At 27.0% G+C, this 24983-nt stretch carries 25 protein-coding genes; 18 read left to right on the top strand and 7 right to left on the bottom strand.

Going from position 1 to position 24983, the window contains the following annotated elements:
• Positions 1 to 51 precede the first annotated feature (51 nt).
• Positions 52 to 177, top strand: coding sequence for a hypothetical protein (locus NG904_RS17215; RefSeq protein ID WP_286674256.1), 126 nt, complete (start codon positions 52 to 54; stop codon positions 175 to 177).
• Between the two features lie 52 nt (positions 178 to 229).
• Here NG904_RS17215 and NG904_RS00765 read toward each other — a convergent pair whose 3' ends face one another.
• Positions 230 to 370, bottom strand: coding sequence for a hypothetical protein (locus NG904_RS00765; RefSeq protein WP_252213413.1), 141 nt, complete (start codon positions 368 to 370; stop codon positions 230 to 232).
• Positions 371 to 649: 279 nt separating this feature from the next.
• Between NG904_RS00765 and NG904_RS00760 the strand changes: the two genes are divergently transcribed.
• From NG904_RS00760 to NG904_RS00750, 3 genes are all read left to right on the top strand, one after another.
• A complete protein-coding gene (locus NG904_RS00760; RefSeq protein ID WP_252213415.1) occupies positions 650 to 826 on the top strand; it encodes a hypothetical protein in 177 nt (58 codons plus the stop codon).
• A gap of 445 nt (positions 827 to 1271) precedes the next feature.
• Entirely contained in the window at positions 1272 to 1922 is a 651-nt protein-coding gene (locus tag NG904_RS00755; RefSeq protein ID WP_252229136.1) for a hypothetical protein, read from the top strand.
• 106 nt (positions 1923 to 2028) lie between these two features.
• Positions 2029 to 2577 carry a hypothetical protein gene (locus NG904_RS00750; protein ID WP_252213422.1) on the top strand — a complete coding sequence of 183 codons (549 nt, stop codon included), beginning with the start codon at positions 2029 to 2031 and terminating at the stop codon, positions 2575 to 2577.
• A 125-nt stretch (positions 2578 to 2702) separates the two neighbouring features.
• On the opposite strand, the gene NG904_RS00745 is transcribed toward NG904_RS00750, so the two are convergent.
• On the bottom strand, positions 2703 to 3254 hold the full coding sequence (locus tag NG904_RS00745; RefSeq protein ID WP_252229134.1) for a hypothetical protein: 552 nt from the start codon (positions 3252 to 3254) through the stop codon (positions 2703 to 2705).
• A gap of 271 nt (positions 3255 to 3525) precedes the next feature.
• Here NG904_RS00745 and NG904_RS00740 point away from each other — a divergent pair, with 271 nt between their 5' ends.
• From NG904_RS00740 to scpB, 7 genes are all read left to right on the top strand, one after another.
• Positions 3526 to 3948 carry a hypothetical protein gene (locus NG904_RS00740; protein ID WP_252225979.1) on the top strand — a complete coding sequence of 141 codons (423 nt, stop codon included), beginning with the start codon at positions 3526 to 3528 and terminating at the stop codon, positions 3946 to 3948.
• 107 nt (positions 3949 to 4055) lie between these two features.
• Entirely contained in the window at positions 4056 to 5627 is a 1572-nt protein-coding gene (locus NG904_RS00735) for an alpha-amylase (protein ID WP_252213430.1), read from the top strand.
• A 200-nt stretch (positions 5628 to 5827) separates the two neighbouring features.
• On the top strand, positions 5828 to 6460 hold the full coding sequence (spoIIM, locus tag NG904_RS00730; protein ID WP_252213433.1) for a stage II sporulation protein M: 633 nt from the start codon (positions 5828 to 5830) through the stop codon (positions 6458 to 6460).
• A gap of 119 nt (positions 6461 to 6579) precedes the next feature.
• Complete coding sequence (locus tag NG904_RS00725) at positions 6580 to 7458, top strand: tyrosine-type recombinase/integrase (RefSeq protein ID WP_252213436.1); 879 nt, start codon at positions 6580 to 6582, stop codon at positions 7456 to 7458.
• Between the two features lie 292 nt (positions 7459 to 7750).
• The gene (locus NG904_RS00720; protein ID WP_252225966.1) at positions 7751 to 8941 is read left to right on the top strand and encodes a D-alanyl-D-alanine carboxypeptidase family protein; all 1191 of its coding nucleotides are present in this window, start codon (positions 7751 to 7753) and stop codon (positions 8939 to 8941) included.
• A 217-nt stretch (positions 8942 to 9158) separates the two neighbouring features.
• Positions 9159 to 9917 (top strand): segregation/condensation protein A, encoded by a 759-nt coding sequence (locus NG904_RS00715; protein ID WP_252229132.1) that lies wholly within the window; start codon positions 9159 to 9161, stop codon positions 9915 to 9917.
• Positions 9898 to 10491: an SMC-Scp complex subunit ScpB gene (gene scpB / locus NG904_RS00710; protein WP_252229130.1), complete on the top strand. Its 594-nt coding sequence runs from the start codon at positions 9898 to 9900 to the stop codon at positions 10489 to 10491. Before NG904_RS00715 ends, scpB begins: the two co-directional genes overlap by 20 nt.
• A gap of 196 nt (positions 10492 to 10687) precedes the next feature.
• Here the strand turns inward: scpB and ytfJ are convergent, their stop codons facing one another.
• Both ytfJ and NG904_RS00700 read right to left on the bottom strand, forming a co-directional pair.
• Positions 10688 to 11170: a GerW family sporulation protein gene (gene ytfJ, locus NG904_RS00705; RefSeq protein ID WP_252225960.1), complete on the bottom strand. Its 483-nt coding sequence runs from the start codon at positions 11168 to 11170 to the stop codon at positions 10688 to 10690.
• Positions 11160 to 11702 carry a DUF2953 domain-containing protein gene (locus NG904_RS00700; RefSeq protein WP_252229281.1) on the bottom strand — a complete coding sequence of 181 codons (543 nt, stop codon included), beginning with the start codon at positions 11700 to 11702 and terminating at the stop codon, positions 11160 to 11162. The genes ytfJ and NG904_RS00700 overlap by 11 nt, the downstream gene beginning before the upstream one ends.
• 164 nt (positions 11703 to 11866) lie before the next feature.
• Between NG904_RS00700 and NG904_RS00695 the strand changes: the two genes are divergently transcribed.
• Positions 11867 to 12736, top strand: a complete 870-nt coding sequence (locus NG904_RS00695) for a D-alanyl-D-alanine carboxypeptidase family protein (protein ID WP_252213453.1) — start codon at positions 11867 to 11869, stop codon at positions 12734 to 12736.
• A gap of 74 nt (positions 12737 to 12810) precedes the next feature.
• Here NG904_RS00695 and NG904_RS00690 read toward each other — a convergent pair whose 3' ends face one another.
• On the bottom strand, positions 12811 to 14088 hold the full coding sequence (locus tag NG904_RS00690) for an FAD-dependent oxidoreductase (protein ID WP_252229128.1): 1278 nt from the start codon (positions 14086 to 14088) through the stop codon (positions 12811 to 12813).
• Positions 14085 to 15074 (bottom strand): sulfide/dihydroorotate dehydrogenase-like FAD/NAD-binding protein, encoded by a 990-nt coding sequence (locus tag NG904_RS00685; RefSeq protein WP_035786536.1) that lies wholly within the window; start codon positions 15072 to 15074, stop codon positions 14085 to 14087. The genes NG904_RS00690 and NG904_RS00685 overlap by 4 nt, the downstream gene beginning before the upstream one ends.
• A 299-nt stretch (positions 15075 to 15373) precedes the next feature.
• Here NG904_RS00685 and yaaA point away from each other — a divergent pair, with 299 nt between their 5' ends.
• The 5 genes from yaaA to NG904_RS00660 all read left to right on the top strand — a co-directional run bounded on the left by yaaA (position 15374) and on the right by NG904_RS00660 (position 20776).
• Complete coding sequence (gene yaaA / locus NG904_RS00680) at positions 15374 to 16147, top strand: peroxide stress protein YaaA (RefSeq protein ID WP_252229126.1); 774 nt, start codon at positions 15374 to 15376, stop codon at positions 16145 to 16147.
• Between the two features lie 238 nt (positions 16148 to 16385).
• Positions 16386 to 16541: a zinc-ribbon domain-containing protein gene (locus tag NG904_RS00675; RefSeq protein ID WP_003372027.1), complete on the top strand. Its 156-nt coding sequence runs from the start codon at positions 16386 to 16388 to the stop codon at positions 16539 to 16541.
• A gap of 568 nt (positions 16542 to 17109) precedes the next feature.
• On the top strand, positions 17110 to 18174 hold the full coding sequence (locus NG904_RS00670) for a CdaR family transcriptional regulator (RefSeq protein WP_252229124.1): 1065 nt from the start codon (positions 17110 to 17112) through the stop codon (positions 18172 to 18174).
• Between the two features lie 167 nt (positions 18175 to 18341).
• Positions 18342 to 19598, top strand: a complete 1257-nt coding sequence (locus tag NG904_RS00665; protein WP_252229122.1) for a GntP family permease — start codon at positions 18342 to 18344, stop codon at positions 19596 to 19598.
• Positions 19599 to 19648: 50 nt separating this feature from the next.
• Positions 19649 to 20776, top strand: a complete 1128-nt coding sequence (locus NG904_RS00660) for a glycerate kinase family protein (RefSeq protein ID WP_252229120.1) — start codon at positions 19649 to 19651, stop codon at positions 20774 to 20776.
• A gap of 142 nt (positions 20777 to 20918) precedes the next feature.
• On the opposite strand, the gene NG904_RS00655 is transcribed toward NG904_RS00660, so the two are convergent.
• On the bottom strand, positions 20919 to 21008 hold the full coding sequence (locus NG904_RS00655; protein ID WP_502801450.1) for a YjbQ family protein: 90 nt from the start codon (positions 21006 to 21008) through the stop codon (positions 20919 to 20921).
• A gap of 200 nt (positions 21009 to 21208) precedes the next feature.
• Between NG904_RS00655 and nifJ the strand changes: the two genes are divergently transcribed.
• On the top strand, positions 21209 to 24724 hold the full coding sequence (gene nifJ, locus NG904_RS00650) for a pyruvate:ferredoxin (flavodoxin) oxidoreductase (protein ID WP_252229118.1): 3516 nt from the start codon (positions 21209 to 21211) through the stop codon (positions 24722 to 24724).
• The last annotated feature ends 259 nt before the right edge of the window (positions 24725 to 24983 follow it).

Genomic DNA, 24983 nt, shown 5'->3' with positions numbered 1-24983 from the left:
TAAAACATTGAGAATTTGATAAGAATCGTATATCATTAAGCCGATAAACATATGGCTAATAATACAAAAAAACTGTATAGATATATGTATTTAAGAGAAGCAATAACTATGGTTGTTAATGATATAGAATTATTTTATTCTCTTATAAGTAATGAAATCTGTTCTAATTTTGTATGAGAAAATTAGAACAGATTTGTATTTTTTATTAAATGAATAGTTATTTATAATTTTAAAGTTTATTAAACGTAATATCCTTACCTCTAGATACAACATTGTTTGTATTATCTAGTTTCTCTTCATATGACTTGACTTTAACTTTTGATATATCATTTGACTTTTCAATGAAATCTTCTTTTTTATTTTTTGACAACTCTAGATCATCTCCTTTTTTATATTATTAGTATCTAAATAATAGTTATACTTATAATTTGCTCTATTATTAAGATGAACTAGGTAATTTTATTATAGTTAGTAATGATACAATGGAATTATATGAAAAATATTTCCAAGAAACCAACAATAAAACTTATGTGAAAATGTTAAAAGATATTCTTTTAAATAATAAAAAGTAATAAAATGTCGAAATTTATCAACAAATATCTTGGAAATATGTTATAATATTTATAGATATAAACCAAGGAGGAAAAAAATGATAAAAGAATGTAAAAAAGGCTATGATGTAAATATAAGAAAATTTGGCGTTCAAACAAATGTAATTTTACCATTTTCATTTGTTAATAGTGATGGCACAAGTTCTGTAAGATGCAAAACTGATAATTGTGAATTCATTAATGTATGCGAATATAAAGATTATATAAAAGATTAAGATAAGACCTTTTCTTTTTATTTGAAATAAAAATGTTTTTAAGTGTCTTTTAGTGTATATAGAGTGTTATATAGTATATTTAAATGTGATATGATGTTTGAATCGATTAAAACTAAAATAAAGTTAAAATATTAAGCTATTAAAGTGAAGTGAATTTAATAAATAGTATGTAGAAATTTAAGGAGATGAACCTAAGATAAGGAAACATCTTCTTTTTCGTTGCTATAAAATAGATATTTGGAATTAAAAATAACATTTTTCCATTACTTCAGGGTATACCAAAGAGTATAACTCAGTTGATAGATGTGGTGAAAGTACTAAAAAAATGCAACATCTTGTTAAATGGTATAAATATAATAAAGAAAAATTGCACCCAATAGAATTAGTATCAGATATCTAAATTTTGTGTAATCTAATATTAGAGTTATTAATTATAAGGTGAAATATGGATTTAAATAATTTTAGTGGAATTGAAGAACTTTTGAATTATTTAGGGTATGAAAAAATCACTGAAGAAGATGATGAATCAACAGAATCCAATGAATCAAGCAATGAAAGCAATACAAGCGATTGTAAGTGTAAAATAGATCCAACAGCAGGGGCAAGTACAAACTGGTGTTCAAAGTTAAATTTAGATATACCAGGGGGATTTCAAGATATAAATCCAATATTATTTGTAACTTTAGGAGAAGTTATAGGAAATGTTATTTCTGGACAATTACCGTACAATGTTGCTAATACTATATCTAATCTTATTATTCTTGTTGGTCAAATAATAGAAACTTATGGTACGCAGCAGCAATATTATGAGATAGGACCTGGAAGATACTTCAATTATGCATATAAAAATGTTGAAAATCCTTTTTGCAATTTTGATACAAAGAAAGAAGAGGGTTTAAATAATGCTAATGATTTAATTAAAGATGAAAATTTTAAAAAAGGTAATTTAAATGAAGATAAAGGTTTAAGGCAAAAATATAATAACATAAATGATATATGTTTTAAATTAGAAAATTTAGAATGTGAATTTAATAGAATGGCAACTAAAATGTATGAATTAGAGAAAAGAATAAAAAAGATAGAAAATAGTAAATAGACTAACAGAGAAAATTATTTCTAGATTAATATAATATTAGATCCCCATTTGGATAGATAAAACATATATTGTAATAATTTTTTATAATTTTAGATATAGGTGAGATATGGATAACAATAGTTTTTATGATTTAGATGAGATATTAAAGCATCTTGGCTATAAAAAATGTGAAAAGAATAATTCTGATGATAAATGCAAAGAAAAAGATGAAGAAAGAAAGTGTAAAATTGATCCAAGTGCTGGGGCAAGTACAAATGAGTGTCAAAATTTAAACTTAGATATGCCATGTGGATTTCAAGATTTAGACCCTATGTTAATGTTAGTTATTGGAGAATTGATAGCTAATGCAATATCTAGTAAATTACCATCTAGCTTATTAAATGCTTATGGAAACTGGCTACAATTAGTAGGACAAGTAATTGAAACATTTAATGCACAGCAACAGTATCAACAAGGTGGTCCGGGACGGTATTATAATCCAGAGTATAAGAATGTAGATAATCCATTTTGTTCAAATGAAGATGTGAAACTTGATAAAGAGTACAAGTACAAAAAAAGAAATAAAAAAGATAATTGTGATAAGATAAAAAAATTAACTTTTAGGGTAAATCAATTAGAAAAAGAAATAGAAGAATTAAAGAAAAACTTTAAATGAATACCTCTAATGAGTATTTTTCATTAGAGGTATTTTAGCTTTGAATTATTCAGTGAAATTTTTATTTATATCTATAGCTTCTAATTGAAGAAAAAAATTGAAGTCTAATAAGATTAGCATAAATTTTATTCAATATCATCAAAATAGTTCATATAGCTTTGATCATCATATATATTTTCAGCTTTATCTTTTCCAAGTTGAATTTTTTCTTCTATATATAATGCTTTATCTGTAAATAAATAATCAAGATCCATATCCTCACACCAAAGATACTTAGCATAGGTAATTAATTCATCTATAGGTATAGATGCACATCTTAGTATATTCTCATCTAAATTTTCTAATTTAATTTCTGCATTAAGATAACCGTGATGTATTCTTCCATCAAATCTAGAATTACCTTTAATAATTAATTCATCAGATAATTCAATACCTCTAGTAGAAAATCTTATTATAGGTTTTTCACACCAAGAATAAGGATATGAAAGTAAATTAAATTCTTCAGGCTTTATGGCTACAAATTCAATATCATTTGTTTCTTCATTAGAATATGTATATATTGAAGCTGAAGTTCTATCCATAAGGTCTAAAAGATTTTCTTTTTCATCTCCTTTATTAAAACAAAACCAAGTTTCATAAAAATGTTCATTTGTAATGTAAATATTCAATATTTTCACCTCATTAAATATATTTATATAAATTAAAAATGTGTTAATTTTAAAAATTAAGCTTTACTTTAAAGTAATAATTTTTTATAAAATAAAGTCCACCTTATTTTAGTGTACATAAAATAATATTGACATGCAATATAGAAACCTTTACCATATGAGTATAAGGCTTCTAATTATACTTTTATAAAGTATAATTATTTAAATTCAACTTGTCAATTATTAAAAATAAAATCGTTTACAGTATGTAGGGAAATAATATAAGAGAGGGGATTTAATTATGAATTCAAAAAAATATGGTCAAGATGTATTTATTGAAAAAATAAATGAATTAAAGAATAAGGAAAGTTTCACTTTAGATGATGGGATTAAATCTATAAAAACTTTATACGATATGAAGGATGAATGTGAGTTACTTTCTATAAGAGATACAATAGATATTGTTATTCTTAAAATAGCAGAAAAAATATCTTTTAGTAAAATAGCAGTAAAGGTATTTAAATATAAAAAATTTAGAAGTAAATTGTCTGTAGATCAAAATAGAATAATCTGGTATGAAGGTGTTGAACGTGTAGGATCAGCAGATGGAATAAAGCAAGTTATTTTTAGAGAAGTAGATAATATGGAAGAAATTCTAATAGAAAAATTTAATGGAAGATCAATAAGAATTAATGAGAAAGCTTTTGTTTTAGGATGGGAATAAATTAAAACTTATATGACTTAAGATAGGAATTAATCCTATCTTAATATTTAAAAACAAACTGGTATCGTTACCAAAGCATAATTTTGTGAATTAAGGAGAGGATAATAATGACAATAGAATTTTTAATAATAATAGTATTTGCAATAATAGGAGGAGTAATGTATTTGAATTTAGAACAGGACAAAGCTAATGACGTAGAAAAAAATGAAGACAAAGTTTACATAGAAGATAAAAAAGTGACAAACAAAACTATGATGCAATATTTTGAATGGTATTATCCTAATGATGGTTCTCTTTGGAGTAAAGTAAAAGAAAATTCTAAAAAGTTAAGCAAAAAAGGGATTACTGCACTGTGGCTTCCGCCTGCTTATAAGGGGGTAGAAGGCATTAATGATGTTGGGTATGGAGCGTATGACTTATATGATTTAGGAGAATTTAATCAAAAAGGAACCATAAGGACTAAATATGGTACAAAGGAACAATATTTAGATGCTATAAATGAAGCACATGATAATAATATAGAAGTATATGGAGATACTGTATTTAATCATAAAGCAGGTGCAGATGAAAGTGAGATAGTAAAAGCTCAATTAGTAGATAGTAATAATAGAAATAATATTATAGGAGAAGAAAAAGAAATAAAGTCGTTTACTGTATTTAATTTTCTTGGTAGAAATAATAAGTACTCTTCTTATAAATGGAGTGCAAAAGATTTTGATGGGGTAGATTTTGATGATTTAACAAAACAAAATGGAATATTTAAATTTGTAGGGAAAGAATGGGAACAAGATGTAGATAATGAAAATGGAAACTTTGATTTTTTAATGTGTGCGGATTTGGATATAGATAGCAGAGATGTTGTAGAAGAACTTAAAACATGGGGAAATTGGTATGTAAATGAATGCAAGTTAGATGGTTTTAGATTAGATGCAATAAAACATATAAAATTTGATTTTTTTACAGAATGGTTAAATGATATTAGGAATAAGAAAGGTGACAATGTATTTGCTGTTGGTGAATATTGGTCTGGAGATATAAACAAATTAAAATACTATATTAGTAAATCACAAAATGTTATGTCGTTATTTGATGTTCCTCTTCATTATAAATTTTATGAAGCAAGCAATTTAGAAGAAAACTTTGATATGAGAACATTAATTCAAAATACCTTATTAGAACATGATGAAAAAATTTCAGTTACTTTTGTTGATAATCACGATACTGAACCTGGTCAGGCGCTTGAATCTTGGGTGAAACCGTGGTTTAAATTAATAGCATACACATTTATATTAACAAGGCAAGAAGGATATCCTTGTGTATTTTATGGAGATTATTATGGAATTCCTGAAAAGGGGTTTGATGGTTTTAAGAGTCAGCTGGATGTGATTTTAAATGTAAGAAAAAAATATGCTTACGGTGATCAATGTGATTATTTTGATGATAAAAATATAATTGGGTGGACTAGACAAGGCGATTTGGTGCATGACAATTCAGGTGTTGCGGTATTAATAAGTAATGGAAATGAAGGTAGTAAAAAGATGTTTATGGAGACTAAAAATATAAATACTGTTTTTATAGATATAACAGGAAATGTACAAGAAGAAATACTAATAGACAATGAAGGAAATGGGACTTTTAAAGTAAATAATAAATCATATTCAATATGGGTTAAAAAATAATAAAAAAATTTTAGATGACTTAATAAGGGTCATCTATTTTTTATGTAATTAAAAAGTTTATAAAGCAAGCATTCATCACGTTTTAGTGGATTTTATAAAAGGAATTCTAGTATTTTAATTAACATATATTTTGTTAAGTACTATGAATAATATGGAAAAATTAAACATAGTATAAAGTAGAGTAACTTAAGGAGGAATAAGTGGTGAATTATATGGTGAATAAGCTTGGTCAAACCTTTAAAGATAAAAAAGTATATTTTTTCATGGTATTAATAATGTTTTGCATCGGAATATCTTTTGGACTTTATGTAGTAAAGTACATGAGCGAATCCAACAGAAATGATTTGTTAAGTTATTTTTCAAGTTTTACATCTTCGATAGGGGACACGCCTATTAATTATGAAAATTTGTTAATTAATGTTATAAAAAAGAATATGTTGCTAATTATACCTATATTCATGTTTGGTTTTACTTTTTTTGGAATGCCGTTCATATTAGTTTTAGATATGTTTAAAGGATTTACGTTAGGATATACATTTTCGTTTATACTAACAACTTTTCAGGGCAAAGGTATTGGACTAGCATTAGTATCTGTAATTCCTCAAAATTTAATTTATATTCCTTGTTTTATAGCATTAAGTGTTATAGCATTAGCTATGTCAACTCAAAAATTTAAAAGTAAGTTTTTTAAAAGAGCGAATTTAAATGATCCATTTTTTAATTCTTTAGGAAATAAACTGATTATAATCTTAGGATTTTTTATATTTGCAGCTATTATAGAAACTTATGTGTCACCTAATTTTATAAAATTTGTGGTTACTAAATTTTATTAGCTTTATAATTAAAAAACATATATAGAAAATTATAAACTTAAGATATAAATCTTAATTAAAGAGGAAAAATGATAATTTTGTCGAATATTAATTCATAATCAATGGTATAGGAGAGAATAATGGTAGATAGTATAAATAACTATAAAGAATATTTATTTGATAGTGGAAAAAGTGAAAATACTATATATGCTTATGTAACAGATGTGACATTATATCTTAAGTTTTTGGATAAGAAAGGTATAGATGTATATAAGAGTGATAAATTAACAGTTATGGCATATATTCAATATTTATTAGAGTCAGGAAAATCCGAAAGATCTATAAATAGAATAGTTATAAGTCTTAGGAGTTTTTACTCTTATTTAAAGAGTCAGTCATTAATAAATGAGGTACCAAAGATAGAGTATAAAAGTTCTAAAAATAATAGAAAGTTACCGCAAATTTTAACAGTAGATGAAGTAGATAAAATAATTAGAACAGTAGAGAAAGATTGTCCAAAAGGAATTAGAGATAACGCATTGCTAGAGCTTATGTATGCTACTGGAATGAAAGTATCTGAACTAATATCTTTAAATGTAGATGATATTAACTTGGAATTACACTTTGTAAGATGTACCGATAGTAGAAATTTTGAAAGATTAATACCTATAGGTAGAAGTGCTTGTAAAGCATTAAATGAATATCTTAGCATAAGATATAAAATAGCCGAATGTGGAGTTCCTAACTTATTTGTTAATCTAAATGGAAATAAATTAACAAGACAAGGGATTTGGAGAATAGTAAAAGAGTATTCTAAAAAAGCGCAGATAGACAAAGATGTAAATTTAAATACATTTAGACATTCATTTGCGGTACATTTACTTCAAAATGGTGCAAATGTAAGAGCTGTACAAAAGTTACTTGGAAATCAAGTATTAACATATATGGATACTTATTATGAAATAATAAATAATGATAAAATTAATTTTATATATATGAATACACATCCAAGAGCTTGATTTCACTAGCTTTAAGTAAAATTAAATATTTTTTTAATTACAAACTTCCACCCAGTTGCCACCGAAAAAACTATATTTCGGTGGCAAATTTAATTTTCGATTTAATTAAATAGTTATTCACTTAAAAACTGATACCTAAATTGGTGTCAGTTTTTATTTTTCATTGAGTTTGTTTAGACTAGATATAAATAAAAATAAACTAAAAATTTTGTCACATAATAAGGAGTTTTATAGTTTTATAATAATATTATTTATTATTTTGGTAACACTAATTTTGAAGGGAGGAAGATTGATGAAAAATAATATAAAAAGAATAATATCTTTTACATTGGTTTTTGTTTTGACTGTTATATTAATACCAATAGGAGCTGTAAATGCATCTATGCTAGAGGATGAAGTTAAAGCTGAGGGGATGAATGTAGAAGCAAAATCAGCATTATTAATTGAACCAACAACAGGAAAAGTTGTGTATGAAAAAAATCCAGATGAAAAGTTTGCACCAGCATCTGTAACCAAAATCATGACAATGCTTCTTACCATGGAAGCAATAGATAATGGTAAAATTAAATTAGATGATAAAGTAACTTGTAGTGAAAATGCAAAAAAAATGGGTGGAAGTACAATGTTACTAGATACAGGTGAAATAAGAAGTGTTGAGGAATTATTAAAGGGTGTAGCTATAGCGTCTGGAAATGATGCAGCAGTTGCTTTAGCCGAATATTTAGGTGGAACAGAATCAGACTTCGTTGTATTAATGAATAAAAGAGCTCAAGAGCTAGGAATGACAAATACAGTATTCAAAAATTGTAATGGACTTCCTGCAGATGGACATTTATCAACAGCACGTGATATTTCGTTAATGTCTATTGAGTTATTAAAACATCCAACTGTATTAAAATACACAGGAACTTATATGGATTCTATTTCAGAAGGAAGAAAGTCACCAATTGAACTAGTAAATCATAATAAATTAGTTAGATTCTTTGAAGGTTGTGATGGATTAAAAACAGGTTTTACAAATGAAGCAAAATATTGTATTTCTGCAACAGCAACTAGAAATGGAGTAAGAATGCTTACTGTTATTATGGGGGCACCAACTTATAAAATAAGAAATAGAGATGCAGGAATATTATTAAATCATGGATTTTCAAAATATGAAGGTAAAAAAATAGTAGCAAAAGATGAAGATGTAGAAAAAATTCTTATGGATAAACAAACAGATAGATTTTTTATGGCAAAAGCAAAAGAAGATTTAACAGCAGTATTACCTAAAGGAAACAATGGTGAAATTTCTAAGAAAATAGTTATTGAAGAATTAAAACCTGAATATAAAATGGGTGATATAGTAGGAAAATGTGAAGTTTATCTAGGTGAAGAAAAAGTAGGAGAAGTATATATATATTCTGATAGAGATATAAAGAAAGGAAATCTATTTGATAATATAAAATATAATATAAAAAACTTATTTGAAAAAGGAGTATAGAAGAAACTTTTAAGAGAACAATTTTAAATAGCACTCATAAAAAGATAGATTGTTAAGGGAAGTTATTTTGACTTCCCTTAATTAAGTTTTCTATTTATTTTAAGAATTAATATATATTCTTATAAAGGTAATAAGCTTGTTTAAAATATATTTAATTGATATTATTTAAATAAGATAGTAAAATACTAATATCCATGCTAAAAAGGTGAGTGAATATATGGATTTTCCAAGTATTAAGATAAAAGATTTTGAAGGCCCATTTGATTTATTACTTCATTTAATTAAAAAGAATCAAATGGATATTTATAATGTAGAAATATCAAAAATAACAAATCAATACTTAAAATATATTGATGATATGAAGGTTATGGATTTAGAAATAACATCAGAATTTATAGTCGTTGCAGCTACATTAATAGAAATAAAATCTAAACATTTATTGCCTAAAATTAAGAAAGATGAAGATGAGGACGAAGAAGATCAAGAAAAAGATCTTATTGAAAAACTTATTTTATATAAGAAAATAAAGAAGGCAGCTGAATTTTTTAAAGAAAGATATATTAATTCAGGTGAATTGTATACTAAAAAGCCAGAAATAATAGAAGAAATAAATTCACCTCATAATAATGAAGATATATTTAAAAATTTAACTCTTTTGGAATTATATAATATGTATAACAACCTTTTAGAAATATATAATAATAAACAAAATAAAGCTAATGTAATTCAAAAAAGAATATATGTTGATAAATATAAAATTGAGGACAAGCTTGAGTATCTTTTAGGGCTTATAGAAAATAATAAAGTTAGTAAATTTTCAGAAATTATTAATAAATGTGAATGTAAATTAGAATGTATTGTTAGTTTTTTAGCTTTACTTGAAATGGTAAAGCTAAGAAAGATAAGAGTATATCAAAGTGATAATTTTAATAATATATTAATTGAAAGGAGAGAAGATGATGGGGAAGAGTGGTAGACTACAAATTCAATTTTTAGAAGAATTTCAAAAAAAATCTTTAAAATCAGGAATTGAAGCATTGCTTTTTGCAAGTGGTGAGCCATTGACAGCTAAGGATTTATCAATTTATCTTGAAGAAGAACTTAAAATTGTTGAAAATACTATACAAGAAATGATAGAAGAGTATGATATGCAAGAACGAGGAATAAAGCTTATTTCTATTAAGGGATCTTATCAATTAGTTACAAAACCAGAAAATAGCAACTTTATACAAAAGTTATTAAAGAAAAGTAAGCGCCAATCATTATCACAAGCTTCTTTAGAAAGTTTATCAATAATAGCATATCAACAACCTATAACTAGAATAGATATTGATGAAATAAGAGGAGTAAAATCTGAAAGTGCCCTTCAAAGATTGTTAGAAAGAGATCTTATTAAAGAGGTAGGACGATTAGAAGTACCAGGAAGGCCAATATTATATGGCACAACTGAAGAATTTTTAAGACAATTTGGGATTAAAGATTTAAATCAACTTCCATCACTAGATTTTTTTGAAGAGGATAAATCTTATGATTTAGAAACAGAATTTTAGTAGTACATAATTTATTTAAAATTAACTTAATATTATAACCTAAGATCTAAAGTATGAATTTAAAATTGAAAAAATAATGATTAATTTAATTTTTTATATAAAATAAAATTAACATTAAAAATAGGTGTATTAAAGTATTTATTAATACACCCATTTAAATTAATGTGTATGAAATTAAAAAAATTAGGAGTTATTTTTAATCGTCTGTAGTATCACTAGAAGATGTATTTAAATTTTCAGTGATATCAAGATCGATATTAGTATTATTACCATGTTTAGCACTTTTATTCTTATTTTTCATTTCTTTTATTAAATCTTTTGCCATATCTATGACCTGGGGGACTGAATCAACAATTCTATCATAAGTAGAATCTTGATCAACTGGAATCATTCTTATACCATCGTCTTTAACCACTAAAAATGCGACTGGTTTAACAGAAACACCAGCACCTGATCCACCACCAAAAGGAAAATTTGATTCACCATTAAAGTTTTTATCTAATGTAGAGTATTCAGCTCCTCCGGAGGCAAAACCAAAACTTAATTTTGAAACAGGAATGATATAAGTACCATCTCGTGTTTCAACGGCATCGCCTATTACTGTATTTACATCGATCATACTTCTGAGATTTTCCATTGTGCTTCTCATCAATTTTTCAACAGGTTGTTCATTTGTCATAATTATTCCCTATATAGGGGTCCACCTCCTCAGAATAAAGTACTGATTTAAATATAATAATCAGTACATATATAATTTTTACAATAGAAATGAATATTATACTTGAAATTTCAAATTTTACTAAAAATTTATCTTCAAATAGTGGATTTATATTAAATTTAAACTTATTTATTTTGTAAGGGATACTTAAAACAAAATAAAATATAGGTGTAAATTGAGATAATAGTCCATAAGTTATTGCAGTATGCGCAGAATCATTAAGACTATAATCCAAATTACCTTTTAAATTAATTTTGGGCTTAAATTTTGAATTATATAATTTTTGTATTAAATATTTTTTATGTATAATATCAAAAATATTTAAAGAATCTTTCTTTTTTTTGTGTGATTTTGATTTTGTATTTGAGCTTTGTTTTTTCTTTTTAATTTTTTCTTTTGATATTATAGTAAATTTATATAACTTTATATAATAATTATCAAATGAATAGTAAATACTAATTTTTAATGGAATAGGTGCAAGGATAATTATCATTAATATGAGTAAAAACAATTTCATAAATATATCTCCAATTTCTAAAGGTATTTTAATTATTGACATATTATCCAAAAATAAAACTGATTTTTTTTGAAATATAGGTTTAAAATTAAAATTTCAAGGAAAAATAGAAGTAAGTAGTAATTAAGAAGGTGAGTATTATGAGAAAAACTATTAAAAATAATATAGTAATAATAATATTACTAAGTATTATGCTTTTTCAAATTTTCTCAAAAACTGTTTTAGCAGATAGCAAATTAAAAGATAATTTTAGGGTAAATGCAAGATGTGCAATAGCACTTGATAGAGAATCTAAGGAAGTACTTTTTGAACAAAATGCGTATGAAATAGTACCGATGGCAAGTACAACAAAGATAATTACAGCAATAATTGCCATTGAACAAGGTGATTTAGATAAAAAAGTAGTTATAAGTAAGAATGCTGCTTCAATAAGAGGGTCAAAAGTTGGGTACAAAGCAGGAGAAGAAATAAGTTTGAAGGAACTTGCATTTGGTTTAATGTTTAAATCAGGAAATGATGCAGCAATAGCGATAGCTGAATCATTAGGAGGTTCTGTGGAAGGATTTGCACAAATAATGAATCACTATGCTACAGGAATTGGAATATTAGATTCACATTTTGAGTCTCCTCATGGATTAGATAGCAATTCACATTACTCTTCAGCATATGATTTAGCTATTTTAACTGCAAAAGGTATGGAATATGACTTATTTAGAGAGATAGTTGGTTCAAAACAAATTAGTAAAGAAAAATATAATTTTACAAGAGACTATAATAATATAAATAAAATACTTTGGCTTATTCCAGAAGCAAATGGTGTAAAAACAGGTTATACTGGTGGAGCAGGTAAATGCTTAGTTTCATCTGTAAATCATCAAGGTAAAGATATAATTATAGTTGTATTGAATTGTCCTGATAGATGGGCACAAACACAAAAAATATATAATCATATTTTAGAAACGGTGGCATTCGAAAATCATAATATTAAGGAATTAGTTTATAAAAATTAAATATTAAAGCAAAAATAGTCTGTTTAATTTAAGTTTTTTTAATTAAACAGACTATTATTGTCAGCTATTAACTTTTAACATAATCTTTGCCCAAATATATTATCTAAATTAACCTTTTTAACACGTTCATTTATTTCATCAATATTAGTTGTATACAGACCTAATTCTTGCATTCTCTTAAAATATCCTGCTCCTGCAAAAGTATATCTATTCTTTCTTCCTTCCCTTGTATTAGCTTTTTCATTTGCAAAACTTATAATATCACCTACTGCAATAGAAGAAGGTAATATTAGAAGAGGCATACCCATAATAAGCCTAACTGCATTATGCCCAGATAATGTTCCAGTACATATAGCTTCTGTATGGCCAACAAAAAGACCACTCTTTTCTCCAGCACAGAATAAATTGTCTACTCCTACAACTTTTAAATCATTTGTTCTAGGTGCTACTGATAAATATCTAATTGAATTTCCCTTACTACCTGCATATGGATCAACATATTTAGCATATTCTAATCCCTTTATTTTTCTCAATTTTTCTAGTGGATAATAGGTAGTCATAAGTTTGGCATGACCTGTATCAAGAAGAACTACATTCTCAGCAAATTCTTTTAACGCATATTGTTGACAAACTTTAGTGCTAAGCTTTCCATAATTAACGTCTTCTTTAGGAATTTGTAATACTACGACACCGTCCTTATCTAATTTATTTTTAATATCTTCAGATAAACTTTCTTTCGCTAATTTACAAGAGCCTGAAAATGCACCTAGCACATCATCATCTCTTTCTCCTTGAATATCAGCAACTCCGCATCTTTCACTAATACTAATTCTAGGACCAAATGCTGGGCATCTTAAAATGCACATTGAACAACCATTTCCGTAACGCAAACAATTTCCCATAGGTCCTGTTGTTCCTGTTGTCTCTATAAATACATCACCTTTAATATAGGTTCCATCACTTAAATAAACACCATGAATTTTATTTCCATCAAATTTAATATCGTTAACTCTACTTTCTATTAATATTTCTATTCCTAATGAAATTAAATATTTTCTTACTTCTCCTTCTATAAGATTTACATTATATAAAGTAGCATGTTTATGGCCTGGAAAATCTATATTTCTATGAGTTGATACCCTATCAGTAATTTTTATTAAATCTCCGCCACCTAAAGCAATAAGTTCTTCAGATGCAGTATATCTTCCATTGTTTCTCATTATTCCACCAACGTTACCTAAGCCGAGTAGAAGATCTGTTTTCTCTATTATAACAACATCAGCTCCTGCTTTTTTACTACTGATTGCTGCAGCACATCCAGACCAACCTCCTCCAATAATAACAACCTTCATATAAATCTTCTCCCTTCAAATATACTTCTTGGATCAGCTTGCTCCTTACAAAATCTTCTTACTCTATGACCAGAGAATCTTGCTGTACATGCTCCACAAATTCCTTCACCACAACACATTTTAAAATTATTACAACAAGACAATAAAACATCTTTTCTATCTAATTTATCTAAATATTCAATAACCTCGTAGGTAAAAATGTCAGCTCCAGCGATATGAATATAATTAACCCCATCTTTTAAGGCTTCTTTTATGATAACCTTACAATGATCAGAAAGTTTTCCTTTATCAAGTAATTCATTCTCACTTGCCTCTACAGAATATTTTAATAATAATTCATTAGAAAAATCATCTGTAAATGGTGTTTTATCTATAACAACTTTCACCTCATTATCTTGAGAAAGTAATTTTCTTATAACTGGCATCATTGGAGCTACACCTATACCTCGTGCTAGTACTAATGATTTACCTCCTTTTTGAGAAGTTATATTTTTAATACCAAAAATTCCATTCCAATAAGGGCCTCTAATAATTATGTTTTCTTCTGCTTTCAAATTTAAAATGCTTTTAGTTTTTATTCCTCTAACTTCTATTAATATTGTTATAATGTTTGTTTCTATATCAGATTCCATAATGGAAATAGGTACATCAAAATATTTATTTTCATTTTGACTTACAAATATATAACTTCCTGGCTTAACTAAATCTAATGCTAATTTATGTGGCGCTTCAAATTTAATCATTACAACTTCATCATTAAAATTGGTTATATCTTTAATTAGACAGCTGTAACTTTTTCGTCCCTCTTTTGCCTTATTACCATTATTAAATAATTCTTGATATATACAAACTCCTTTCCAATTTAAACAATCACAAAAACATTCCCCTTGTAGCTGAGAACATATTAAACATTCACCAGTTTCTGCTAACTTGCAAGGGCAATATTCAGTACCAGCATCTATGCAATCTCTTGGTTCTTTTATCATCGTCTCTCCTTTAGATAAAATTACTCCTCTTAATAATTTATAATTTTAATTTTAATTTGATACAAATAAATTGTGACAAAATTTTTACTTACTAATTATAATGAGTTATGCTCCAAACGTTTCAAAGTATAATTAAATGTTTATATACTTCTAACTAGGTATTATTAAAGAATTGATTGTATTTGCAAAGAAAATTATTGTTAGTTGATAGTTAATATCAAAACATTTATAATTAAAAATATATTTAATAAAAATGACTTAACAAGTGGCTTATAATTACTTATAAGGAGGAAAAAAATATGTTAGTAGTTATTTCTCCAGCTAAAACGCTGGATTTTAATAAGACAAATGAAACTTTACCAATGACAAGTCCAAAGTTTTTAAAAGAAGCTAGAACCTTAGTAGACGAATTAAAAAAATATGATTCTTATTCATTAGGGAATCTAATGAAAACAAGTGACAAATTATCATTATTAAGTAAAGATAGATTTGAAGTTTGGAATGAATCTTTTGATAATGCAAGACAATGTTTGATAGCTTTTAAAGGGGAAGTTTTTAGAGGAATAGATGTTGGAAGTTTTAATATTGAAGACTTATTTTATACTAATGAGCATTTAAGGATTTTATCTGGTTTATATGGTGTTTTAAGTCCATTCGATGGAGTAAATCCCTATAGATTAGAAATGGGAACAAAACTTTCTTTTGATAATTATAAAAACTTATATGATTATTGGGAGGATAAATTAAAACATAAAATAATAGAAGATATAAAATCTACTGGTAATAATATATTAGTAAATCTAGCGTCTTACGAATACTTTAAATCTATAGAAGGAATAGATATATTAGATACATCAGTAAATATTGTGACTCCTATATTTAAAGAGTATAGAAATGGTGAATATAAAATAATAACTATGAAAGCTAAAAAAGCTCGTGGACTTATGACTTCATTTATAATGAAAAATAAAATTAATAATATAAATGATTTAAAGAAATTTGATTTAGAAGGATATTTATATAATGAACAACTTTCAAATAATAATGACTTAGTTTTTACTTTAGAAAATTAATTTTTAGGGATTTATAAGTTTTTAGAGTATGCTTTTTGAGATACTGAAGGGGATAAGAATGGTTATGATTATGTTAATTTATAAAAAATATTAAATTTAAAATAAAGCTTGCAATTAAACTAAAAATCTGTTATCATAAATATATTGTTAAAAAAGATTTTTTATAGATATGTAGATTTCTCCTTTTAGAGAATTATATAAATCAATATTAGTCTTTAAAATTAAGGAGGAATTTAATATGGAAGATAAAATATTAGTATGTAAAGATTGTGGAGAAGAATTCGTATTTTCAGTAGGAGAACAAGAATTCTACAAAGAAAAAGGATTCGATAATGAACCTGTAAGATGTGCAGCTTGTAGAAGAGCTAAGAAAGCACAAAATAATAGAAGATAATTTATGATTTAAAAGGTTATAAGATTTTCTTATAACCTTTTTTTTATGTAGCAATTTAAGAAAAGGTGAATAAAGTGATTAAAGAATTATAGCTATTTTATAGTAAGTTATAAAATAGAGGGTTCTTAGTAGTTGATCCCTAAAAGCTACTTGCCAATAATTATATAAGTTAAAAGAAAAAAATAACTAAGAAGCTATAAAAATGTTTTAATTTTTATAGCTTCTTAGTTTTACAAAAAAATAGTGAATTCCCTCTTAAAATGTGCTTATTATTAGTTAATAGTTAAATTATGATATAATTATTACAAATAAGTAAAAATAATATACTTAAAAATAGTGATGAAAGAGGAATATATGTATATTGATTTATTAGAAAGAAAGTATCTAATATTGAGATGCTTTCTTTTCTATAATGCATTATTTTACCATAGTATAATTTATTGATATTATCACCGTAATTATATATAATGAGATAATTAATTCAGTGCTTAATAAAGCTGAGATTATACACAAGTTATAAATTACAGAAAACTTTATATTTCAAGCACTTTAGTTCGGAGAGATGTTTATGTTAAGTAAAGAATTAGCACAGAATATAGTAAATAAAGTTATGGGAGTTATTCCTTATAATGTGAATATAATGAATGAAAAAGGTGTTATCATTGGTAGTGGTGATGTATCTAGAATAGGAAGTTTGCATGAGGGTGCTTTAGAAGCTTTAAAAAATAAAAAAGCAGTTGAGGTTTTTAAAGATTATGAATATACAAAAGCAGGAGTTAATATACCAATACTTTTTAGAAATAAAATTATGGGAGTAATAGGTATAACTGGATCACCTAAAATAGTTAGTCCATTTGGAAGAATAGTAAGCGTAACAGCTGAATTATTAATATCTCAAGAATATACTTTAAATCAGCATATAATAAAGCAAAAGTTAACTGAAGAATTTATTTATGAATGGCTAAATATCAATGAAGAGTATACTGAGGAATTCATTCAAAGAGGAATGTCATTAGAAATAGATATTAGAATAAAAAGATTTGTTATAGTAGTTCAATACGATAAATCTAAATTAAAGGAAGTTAATAAATTTATAGATAAGAATTTAAAAGAAAATGAATATAGTATAAATATATCTTCAAATAAGATAGCTTTGTTATTAAAAAGTGAAAGAATAACTAGCAATAAAATAATAAAATTTCAGGATAAAATACAGGAATTATCAATAAAGATTGGAATCGGAAGAATTCATAGTATCATAATAAATTCATTAATTGATAGTGTAAATGCTCTTAATATTGGAAATAAATTATATGAAGATAAGAATATATATCTTTACGATGAAGTTAAGTTTTTTCATAAAATGAGTTTGATTATAAATAAGGACTATGAAAAGGAAGTTATAGGTAATATATTACAGGAAATAATGGGAAAAGAACTATTAGAAACGTTCTTAATTTATATGAAAAACAATGGTGAAAGAGCTAAAACAGCTAATGAAATACATATACATAGAAATACACTTAACTATAGGTTAGAAAAAATAGAAGAAGTTACTGGATTGAAATTTAATGATTATTTAGATTTATTTCAGCTAATAACATCATATATAGGATATAAATTAAACTCTTAGAGTTTGATTTGTATCCTATTTTGCTTTAAATAGGACTATTTTTGTGCGTTTGCATAATAATAATGAATATAAATTCGTTTACATTACAATAGATAAAAAAAATACATGCCTATACAATATTAAATAGAGTATATAAACATTTACATTGAAAGAAAGAGGGAATAAAAATGGAAGTTACAGTTACAGCTTTGGGAGCAGTAATAGCATTAATTATTGCAATTATATTAATTATAAAAAAAGTACATCCAGCATATGGACTAATAATTGGGGCCTTAGTGGGAGGGCTTGTAGGAGGAGCTGGTTTAACAGGCACTGTAGATTTAATGATTACAGGTGCTAAAAATATGATGCCAGCTATATTAAGAATACTTACTGCAGGGGTATTAGCAGGGGTATTAATAAAATCTGGCGCAGCAACTAAAATTGCAGAATCCATTGTAGAGAAAATGGGAGAGTCAAAAGCTTTAATTTCTTTAACAATAGCAACTATGGTTTTAACTATGGTTGGTGTATTTATAGACGTAGCAGTTATAACAGTAGCGCCAATAGCTTTAGCTATTGCAAAAAGAGCAAACTTAAGTAAAACATCAATTTTATTAGCTATGGTAGGTGGTGGTAAGGCTGGTAATATAATGTCTCCAAACCCTAACACTATAGCAGTATCGGATAATTTAGGAGTATCATTAACTAACGTAATGATGGCAGGAATAATACCAGCTATATTTGGTGTTATTATTACATGCATAATAGCTAAAAAATTAAAGAATAAAGGAAGTTTTGTAAAACAAGACGAATTAATACAAGAGTCAGAAGAAAAACCTAATTTTTTACCAGCAATAGTTGGACCGTTAGTAACTATATTATTACTTATGCTAAGACCAATAGCTGGTATAAGTATAGATCCATTAATAGCACTTCCAGTTGGAGGAATATGTGGAGCTTTAGCAATGGGAAAAGCCAAGAAAGTGAATGAATATGCTATATTTGGGATTGGAAAAATGAGCGGAGTTGCTATACTTTTAATAGGAACAGGAACTTTAGCCGGAATAATTTCTAATTCAGGATTAAAAGATGTAATAATTCAAGGCATAAACATTTTAGGATTACCAAGCTTTGCATTAGCACCAGTATCAGGAATACTTATGGCGGCAGCAACAGCGTCTACAACTTCAGGTGCAGCAGTAGCTAGTTCTGTATTTGGAGCAACAGCTTTAGAATTAGGTGTATCAGGTTTAGCAACAGCAGCTATGATGCATGCTGGAGCAACAGTTTTAGATAGTTTACCTCACGGAAGCTTTTTCCATTCAACAGGTGGAAGTATAAATATGGATATGAATGAAAGATTGAAACTTATTCCATATGAAGCTATGGTTGGATTTACTATGACATTGGTATCAACTATAATATTTGGAATAATACTTTAGGTACATATCATTAAATATGAGAGCTAACATAATTTATGGAGGAATTAAATATGAAATTTGTATTAGCACCAGATTCATTTAAAGAAAGCATGACTTCTAAAGAAGCATGTGAAGCTATGGAAAGAGGAATAAAGAAAGTTATACCAAATGCAGAATGTATAAAGGTTCCTATGGCAGATGGCGGAGAAGGAACTGTAGAAGCTCTAGTTGAGTCAACAAATGGAGAAATACATAAAGTAGAAGTATTAAATCCATTAGGCAAAAAAATAAATGCTTGTTTTGGAGTACTTGGAAATAAAACTACAGCTGTAATAGAAATGGCAACTGCTAGTGGTATACAATTAATAAAAAGAGAAGAACGTAATCCACTTATAACAACAACTTATGGGACAGGTGAGCTTATAAAAGCAGCTTTAGATAAAGGAATTAAGCATATCATTATAGGAATTGGCGGAAGTGCTACTAATGATGGTGGAGCAGGAATGATTCAAGCATTAGGTGGAAAACTTTTAGATAGCAATGGAAATGAGATTTCTTTTGGTGGTGGTGCATTAAATAATCTTGAAAATATAGATTTATCAAATTTAGATGGTAGATTAAAGGATACTACTATTGAAGTTGCTTGTGATGTTACTAATCCTCTAATAGGAGAAAAAGGAGCTTCAGCTATTTTTGGACCACAAAAAGGTGCAACTCTAGAAGTGGTTAAGGAATTAGATAATAATTTATCACATTACGCAGATGTGATAAAAAGATGCTTAGGAAAAGATATTGCATATGCTGAAGGTGCAGGTGCAGCAGGCGGTCTTGGCGCAGCATTACTAGCATTTTTAAATGGAAAACTAAAAAGAGGGATTGACTTAGTTATAAAACACACAGACTTAAGTGAAAAAGTAAAAGGTGCACATTTTATATTTACAGGAGAAGGAAGTATTGATTCTCAAACAATCTTTGGAAAAACTCCCATAGGCGTAGCAAAAGTTGCTAAAAAAGAAAATGTTAAAACTATAGCTTTTGCAGGAAGAATAGGTAAAGGTGTAGAAAATTTATATCCTGAAGGAATAGATGCTATATTTGGTATTTTAACAAGTGTTACTGATATAGATAAAGCATTAGCTTTAGGAAAAGAAAATTTAGAAAGATGCACTGAAAATGTAGTTAGGGTTTTAGTATTATAATTTTAATAATTTAATAATAGACTATATTTTGGCATGGTGTTGATATATGCATAAATAAAGCTAGACTAAGTAATTTAAAATAAAATCTAATAAAATAAAAAGGTATTTAAAACAGAACAACTATTTTAAATACCTTTTCATATTATCCTTCTAAAATTTTAACATAAAATAATCTATTTCTAGGTTCGTCAAATTCACAAAAATAAATATATTGCCACTGACCTAATAGCATAAATTAATTTAAGAATAGAAAAGAAACTGTAGTTGTCAGTGATTCAAAGTTTTGCTTTGATGATTTTTTATAAGTTGAAAAATGTACATAATACTTAATTTTTTTCAAATACTATAAAAGAATATAGAGGTTAAAATTAAGTTTTTAAGAAAATACATTTTTCATATTTAATAAATAATTAAGCAAAAGAGGTAGATAAGATGAGAAGAACTAAAACTATGGATGGAAATACTGCTGCAGCACATATATCATATGGATTTACAGAAGTAGCAGCTATTTATCCTATAACACCTTCATCACCAATGGCAGAACATGTTGATGAATGGGCATCTCAAGGAAGAAAAAACATATTTGGAGAGTCTGTTAAAATAGTTGAAATGCAATCAGAAGCAGGAGCGGCTGGTGCTATGCATGGTTCACTTCAAGCAGGTGCATTAACAACAACATATACAGCATCACAAGGATTATTACTTATGATACCTAACATGTATAAAATAGCTGGAGAAAAATTACCTTGTGTTATGCATGTATCAGCCAGAGCACTTACTACATCTTCATTAAATATTTTTGGAGATCATCAAGATGTTATGGCAGCAAGACAAACAGGTTTTGCTATGCTTGCAGAAACTTCTGTACAAGAAGTTATGGATTTATCAGGAGTTGCACATTTAGCAGCTATAAAAGGAAAAATACCATTTGTAAATTTTTTTGATGGATTTAGAACATCTCATGAAATTCAAAAAATTGAAGTTATTGAGCAAGATGAATTAGCTAAACTCGTTGATTACAATGCAATTGATGAATTTAGAAAGAACGCATTAAACCCTAATCATCCAGTAACTAGGGGTACAGCTCAAAATCCAGATATATATTTTCAAACAAGAGAAGCAGTAAACAAATCTTATGATGATATTCCATATATAGTAGAGGAGTATATGAATGAAATAACTAAGCTTACAGGTAGAGAATATCATTGTTTTGATTATTATGGTGCAAAAGATGCTGATAGAATAATAATATCAATGGGATGTGTAAATGATGTAATAGAAGAAACAGTTGATTATTTAAATAATAATAAACAAAAAGTAGGTTTAGTAAAGGTTAGATTATATAGACCATTTTCAGTAGAGAAATTATTAAAATCAATACCAGAAAGTGTTAAGAAAATTGCTGTTTTAGATAAAACTAAAGAACCAGGATCAATAGGAGAACCTTTATATTTAGATGTAGTTAGAAGTTTGTATGGTAAAAAAGACGCTCCTATTGTTGTTGGAGGTAGATTTGGATTAGGATCTAAAGACCCTACACCTGAACATATCGCTGCTGTTTTTGATAACTTACTTAATGATGAACCAAAAAATGACTTTACAATAGGAATAACTGATGATTTAACAAATAAATCATTGAAGCCACATAAGGGAATAGATGCTATACCAGAAGGAACTACTTCTTGTAAGTTTTGGGGATTAGGATCAGATGGTACTGTAGGTGCAAATAAAAGTGCTATAAAAATTATAGGAGATCATACTGATATGTATGCTCAAGGATATTTTGATTATGATTCTAAAAAATCTGGTGGTATTACAGTATCTCATTTAAGATTTGGTAAAGAACCTATAAAATCAAGATATTTAATAGATAAAGCAGATTTTATTGCTTGTCATAATCAATCATATGTGTATAAATACAATGTATTAAAAGGATTGAAGAAAAATTCTAGATTCCTATTAAATACAATATGGAATAAGGAAGAATTAGAGGAAAAATTACCTGCAAGTATGAAAAAATTTATAGCAGAAAATGATATAGAATTCTATACAATAAATGCAATTAAGATAGCTCAAGATATCGGACTTGGTGGAAGAATAAACATGATAATGCAATCTGCATTTTTTAAAATAACAAACATTATACCTGTTGAAGATGCAGTTAAGTATTTAAAAGAAGCTGTTGTAAATACATATGGTAAAAAAGGCGAAAAAGTAGTTAGAATGAATCATGATGCTATTGATGCTGGCGTTGAAGGTGTAATAAAAATTGAAATACCATTTGGATGGAAAAATGTTATAGATGATAAAAAAGAACATAATGAAGAGTTACCTGATTTTATAAGGGAAATAGTAAATCCTATGAATAGATTAGAAGGTGATTCTTTACCAGTATCAACTTTTGTAAAGCATAATATTGAAGATGGTACATTTATGGCAGGAACTACTGCTTATGAAAAAAGAGGAATTGCAGTGAATGTTCCAGAATGGCTACCAGAAAAATGTATACAATGTAATCAATGTTCATATGTGTGTCCACATGCTACAATAAGACCATTTTTATTAAATGATGAAGAAAAATTAAAAGCACCATCATCTATTAAACTTGTTGAGCCAAAAGCTTTAAAGAGTGATGAAAAATTATATTATTCAATAGGAGTAACCCCTCTTGATTGTACAGGATGTGGAAATTGTGCTGAAGTATGTCCAGCACCAGGAAAAGCATTAGTTATGAAACCTCAAGCTTCTCAACATGAACAAATAGAAGTTTGGAATTATACAGTCGAAAAAGTAACTAATAAAAATCCTATGAATAAAAATACTGTAAAAGGAAGTCAATTTGAAACACCACTTCTTGAATACTCAGGAGCTTGTGCAGGTTGTGGAGAAACCTCATATGCTAAACTTGTAACTCAATTGTTTGGTGATAGGATGATGATAGCAAATGCTACAGGATGTTCATCAATTTGGGCTGCAGGAGCACCTGCTACAGCTTATACAAAAAATCAACAAGGACATGGTCCGGCATGGGCAAATTCATTATTTGAAGATAATGCTGAGTTTGGATATGGTATGTATTTAGGAGTTAAAGCTATAAGAGAAAGAATAGCTAATAATATTGAACTTGCTTTGAAATCTGATATGCCTCATAATGCAAAAGAAGTATTAAAAGATTGGTTAGAACATAAAGATTGTGGTGAAGGAAGTAGAGATAGGTCTAATAAAGTTATAGAAGTACTTGAAAAAGAAAATAATGAATTTGCAAAAGTTATATTAAAGGATAAGGAATTCTTAGTTAAGAGATCTCAATGGATATTTGGTGGAGATGGTTGGGCTTATGATATAGGCTTTGGAGGACTTGATCATGTTATTGCATCAGGAGAAAATATAAATATATTAGTATTTGATACAGAAATATACTCAAATACAGGAGGTCAATCTTCTAAATCTACACCAACAGCTGCAATAGCTAAATTTGCAGCATCAGGAAAGAGAACTAAGAAAAAAGATTTAGGCATGATTGCTATGACTTATGGTTATGTATATGTTGCACAAATATCTATGGGCGCAGATAAAAATCAAACACTTAAAGCAATAACAGAAGCAGAGGCATATGATGGACCGTCATTAATAATTGCTTATGCACCTTGCATAAGTCATGGAATAAAAATCGGAATGTCAAATTCTCAAGAGGAAGAAAAGAAAGCAGTTGAATGTGGATATTGGAGTCTTTATAGATATAATCCTACATTAAAAGGAGTTAAGAATCCATTTTCACTAGATTCAAAAGAACCAAAAGAAAACTTTAGGGAATTTTTAATGGGTGAAGTTAGATATTCTTCACTTGCCAAAGTATTCCCAGAAATATCAGAAGATTTATTTAAAAAGACAGAAGAAGATGCTTTAGAAAGATATAATAATTATAAAAAATTAGCATCTCAAGAATAAGAAAGTTAACATCTCAAAAATAAAATATATAAAAAATACAATGGCTATATTACTATAATGATATAAGTAATATAGCCATTTCTTTATATGTAAGATATTTTAAAATACAAAATTTTCAAATATTTTTATATAAAATTTAGTACAATGTATGCTTTGCACTAAAATAAAGGAGCATTCTTTAGAATTTTTGAAGAATTTTATAATAAAAAGAAGATAAATCATTCTAAAGCTTGTCTTCATTGGTTGAAAAATGTCATGG

The organism is Clostridium sp. ZBS15 (assembly GCF_023845705.1).
Classification (GTDB): Bacteria; Bacillota; Clostridia; order Clostridiales; family Clostridiaceae; genus Clostridium; species Clostridium aquiflavi.
This window is presented reverse-complemented; position numbering and strand designations above follow the sequence as displayed.

Bases quoted from the DNA above. Each gene is read 5' to 3' on its own strand.
- NG904_RS17215 (WP_286674256.1), top strand. From the start codon at position 52: ATGGCTAATAATACAAAAAAACTGTATAGATATATGTATTTAAGAGAA.
- NG904_RS00760 (WP_252213415.1), top strand. From the start codon at position 650: ATGATAAAAGAATGTAAAAAAGGCTATGATGTAAATATAAGAAAATTT.
- NG904_RS00755 (WP_252229136.1), top strand. From the start codon at position 1,272: ATGGATTTAAATAATTTTAGTGGAATTGAAGAACTTTTGAATTATTTA.
- NG904_RS00750 (WP_252213422.1), top strand. From the start codon at position 2,029: ATGGATAACAATAGTTTTTATGATTTAGATGAGATATTAAAGCATCTT.
- NG904_RS00740 (WP_252225979.1), top strand. From the start codon at position 3,526: ATGAATTCAAAAAAATATGGTCAAGATGTATTTATTGAAAAAATAAAT.
- NG904_RS00735 (WP_252213430.1), top strand. From the start codon at position 4,056: ATGACAATAGAATTTTTAATAATAATAGTATTTGCAATAATAGGAGGA.
- NG904_RS00725 (WP_252213436.1), top strand. From the start codon at position 6,580: ATGGTAGATAGTATAAATAACTATAAAGAATATTTATTTGATAGTGGA.
- NG904_RS00720 (WP_252225966.1), top strand. From the start codon at position 7,751: ATGAAAAATAATATAAAAAGAATAATATCTTTTACATTGGTTTTTGTT.
- NG904_RS00715 (WP_252229132.1), top strand. From the start codon at position 9,159: ATGGATTTTCCAAGTATTAAGATAAAAGATTTTGAAGGCCCATTTGAT.
- scpB (WP_252229130.1), top strand. From the start codon at position 9,898: ATGATGGGGAAGAGTGGTAGACTACAAATTCAATTTTTAGAAGAATTT.
- ytfJ (WP_252225960.1), bottom strand. From the start codon at position 11,170: ATGACAAATGAACAACCTGTTGAAAAATTGATGAGAAGCACAATGGAA.
- NG904_RS00700 (WP_252229281.1), bottom strand. From the start codon at position 11,702: ATGATAATTATCCTTGCACCTATTCCATTAAAAATTAGTATTTACTAT.
- NG904_RS00695 (WP_252213453.1), top strand. From the start codon at position 11,867: ATGAGAAAAACTATTAAAAATAATATAGTAATAATAATATTACTAAGT.
- NG904_RS00690 (WP_252229128.1), bottom strand. From the start codon at position 14,088: ATGAAGGTTGTTATTATTGGAGGAGGTTGGTCTGGATGTGCTGCAGCA.
- NG904_RS00685 (WP_035786536.1), bottom strand. From the start codon at position 15,074: ATGATAAAAGAACCAAGAGATTGCATAGATGCTGGTACTGAATATTGC.
- yaaA (WP_252229126.1), top strand. From the start codon at position 15,374: ATGTTAGTAGTTATTTCTCCAGCTAAAACGCTGGATTTTAATAAGACA.
- NG904_RS00675 (WP_003372027.1), top strand. From the start codon at position 16,386: ATGGAAGATAAAATATTAGTATGTAAAGATTGTGGAGAAGAATTCGTA.
- NG904_RS00670 (WP_252229124.1), top strand. From the start codon at position 17,110: ATGTTAAGTAAAGAATTAGCACAGAATATAGTAAATAAAGTTATGGGA.
- NG904_RS00665 (WP_252229122.1), top strand. From the start codon at position 18,342: ATGGAAGTTACAGTTACAGCTTTGGGAGCAGTAATAGCATTAATTATT.
- NG904_RS00660 (WP_252229120.1), top strand. From the start codon at position 19,649: ATGAAATTTGTATTAGCACCAGATTCATTTAAAGAAAGCATGACTTCT.
- NG904_RS00655 (WP_502801450.1), bottom strand. From the start codon at position 21,008: ATGCTATTAGGTCAGTGGCAATATATTTATTTTTGTGAATTTGACGAA.
- nifJ (WP_252229118.1), top strand. From the start codon at position 21,209: ATGAGAAGAACTAAAACTATGGATGGAAATACTGCTGCAGCACATATA.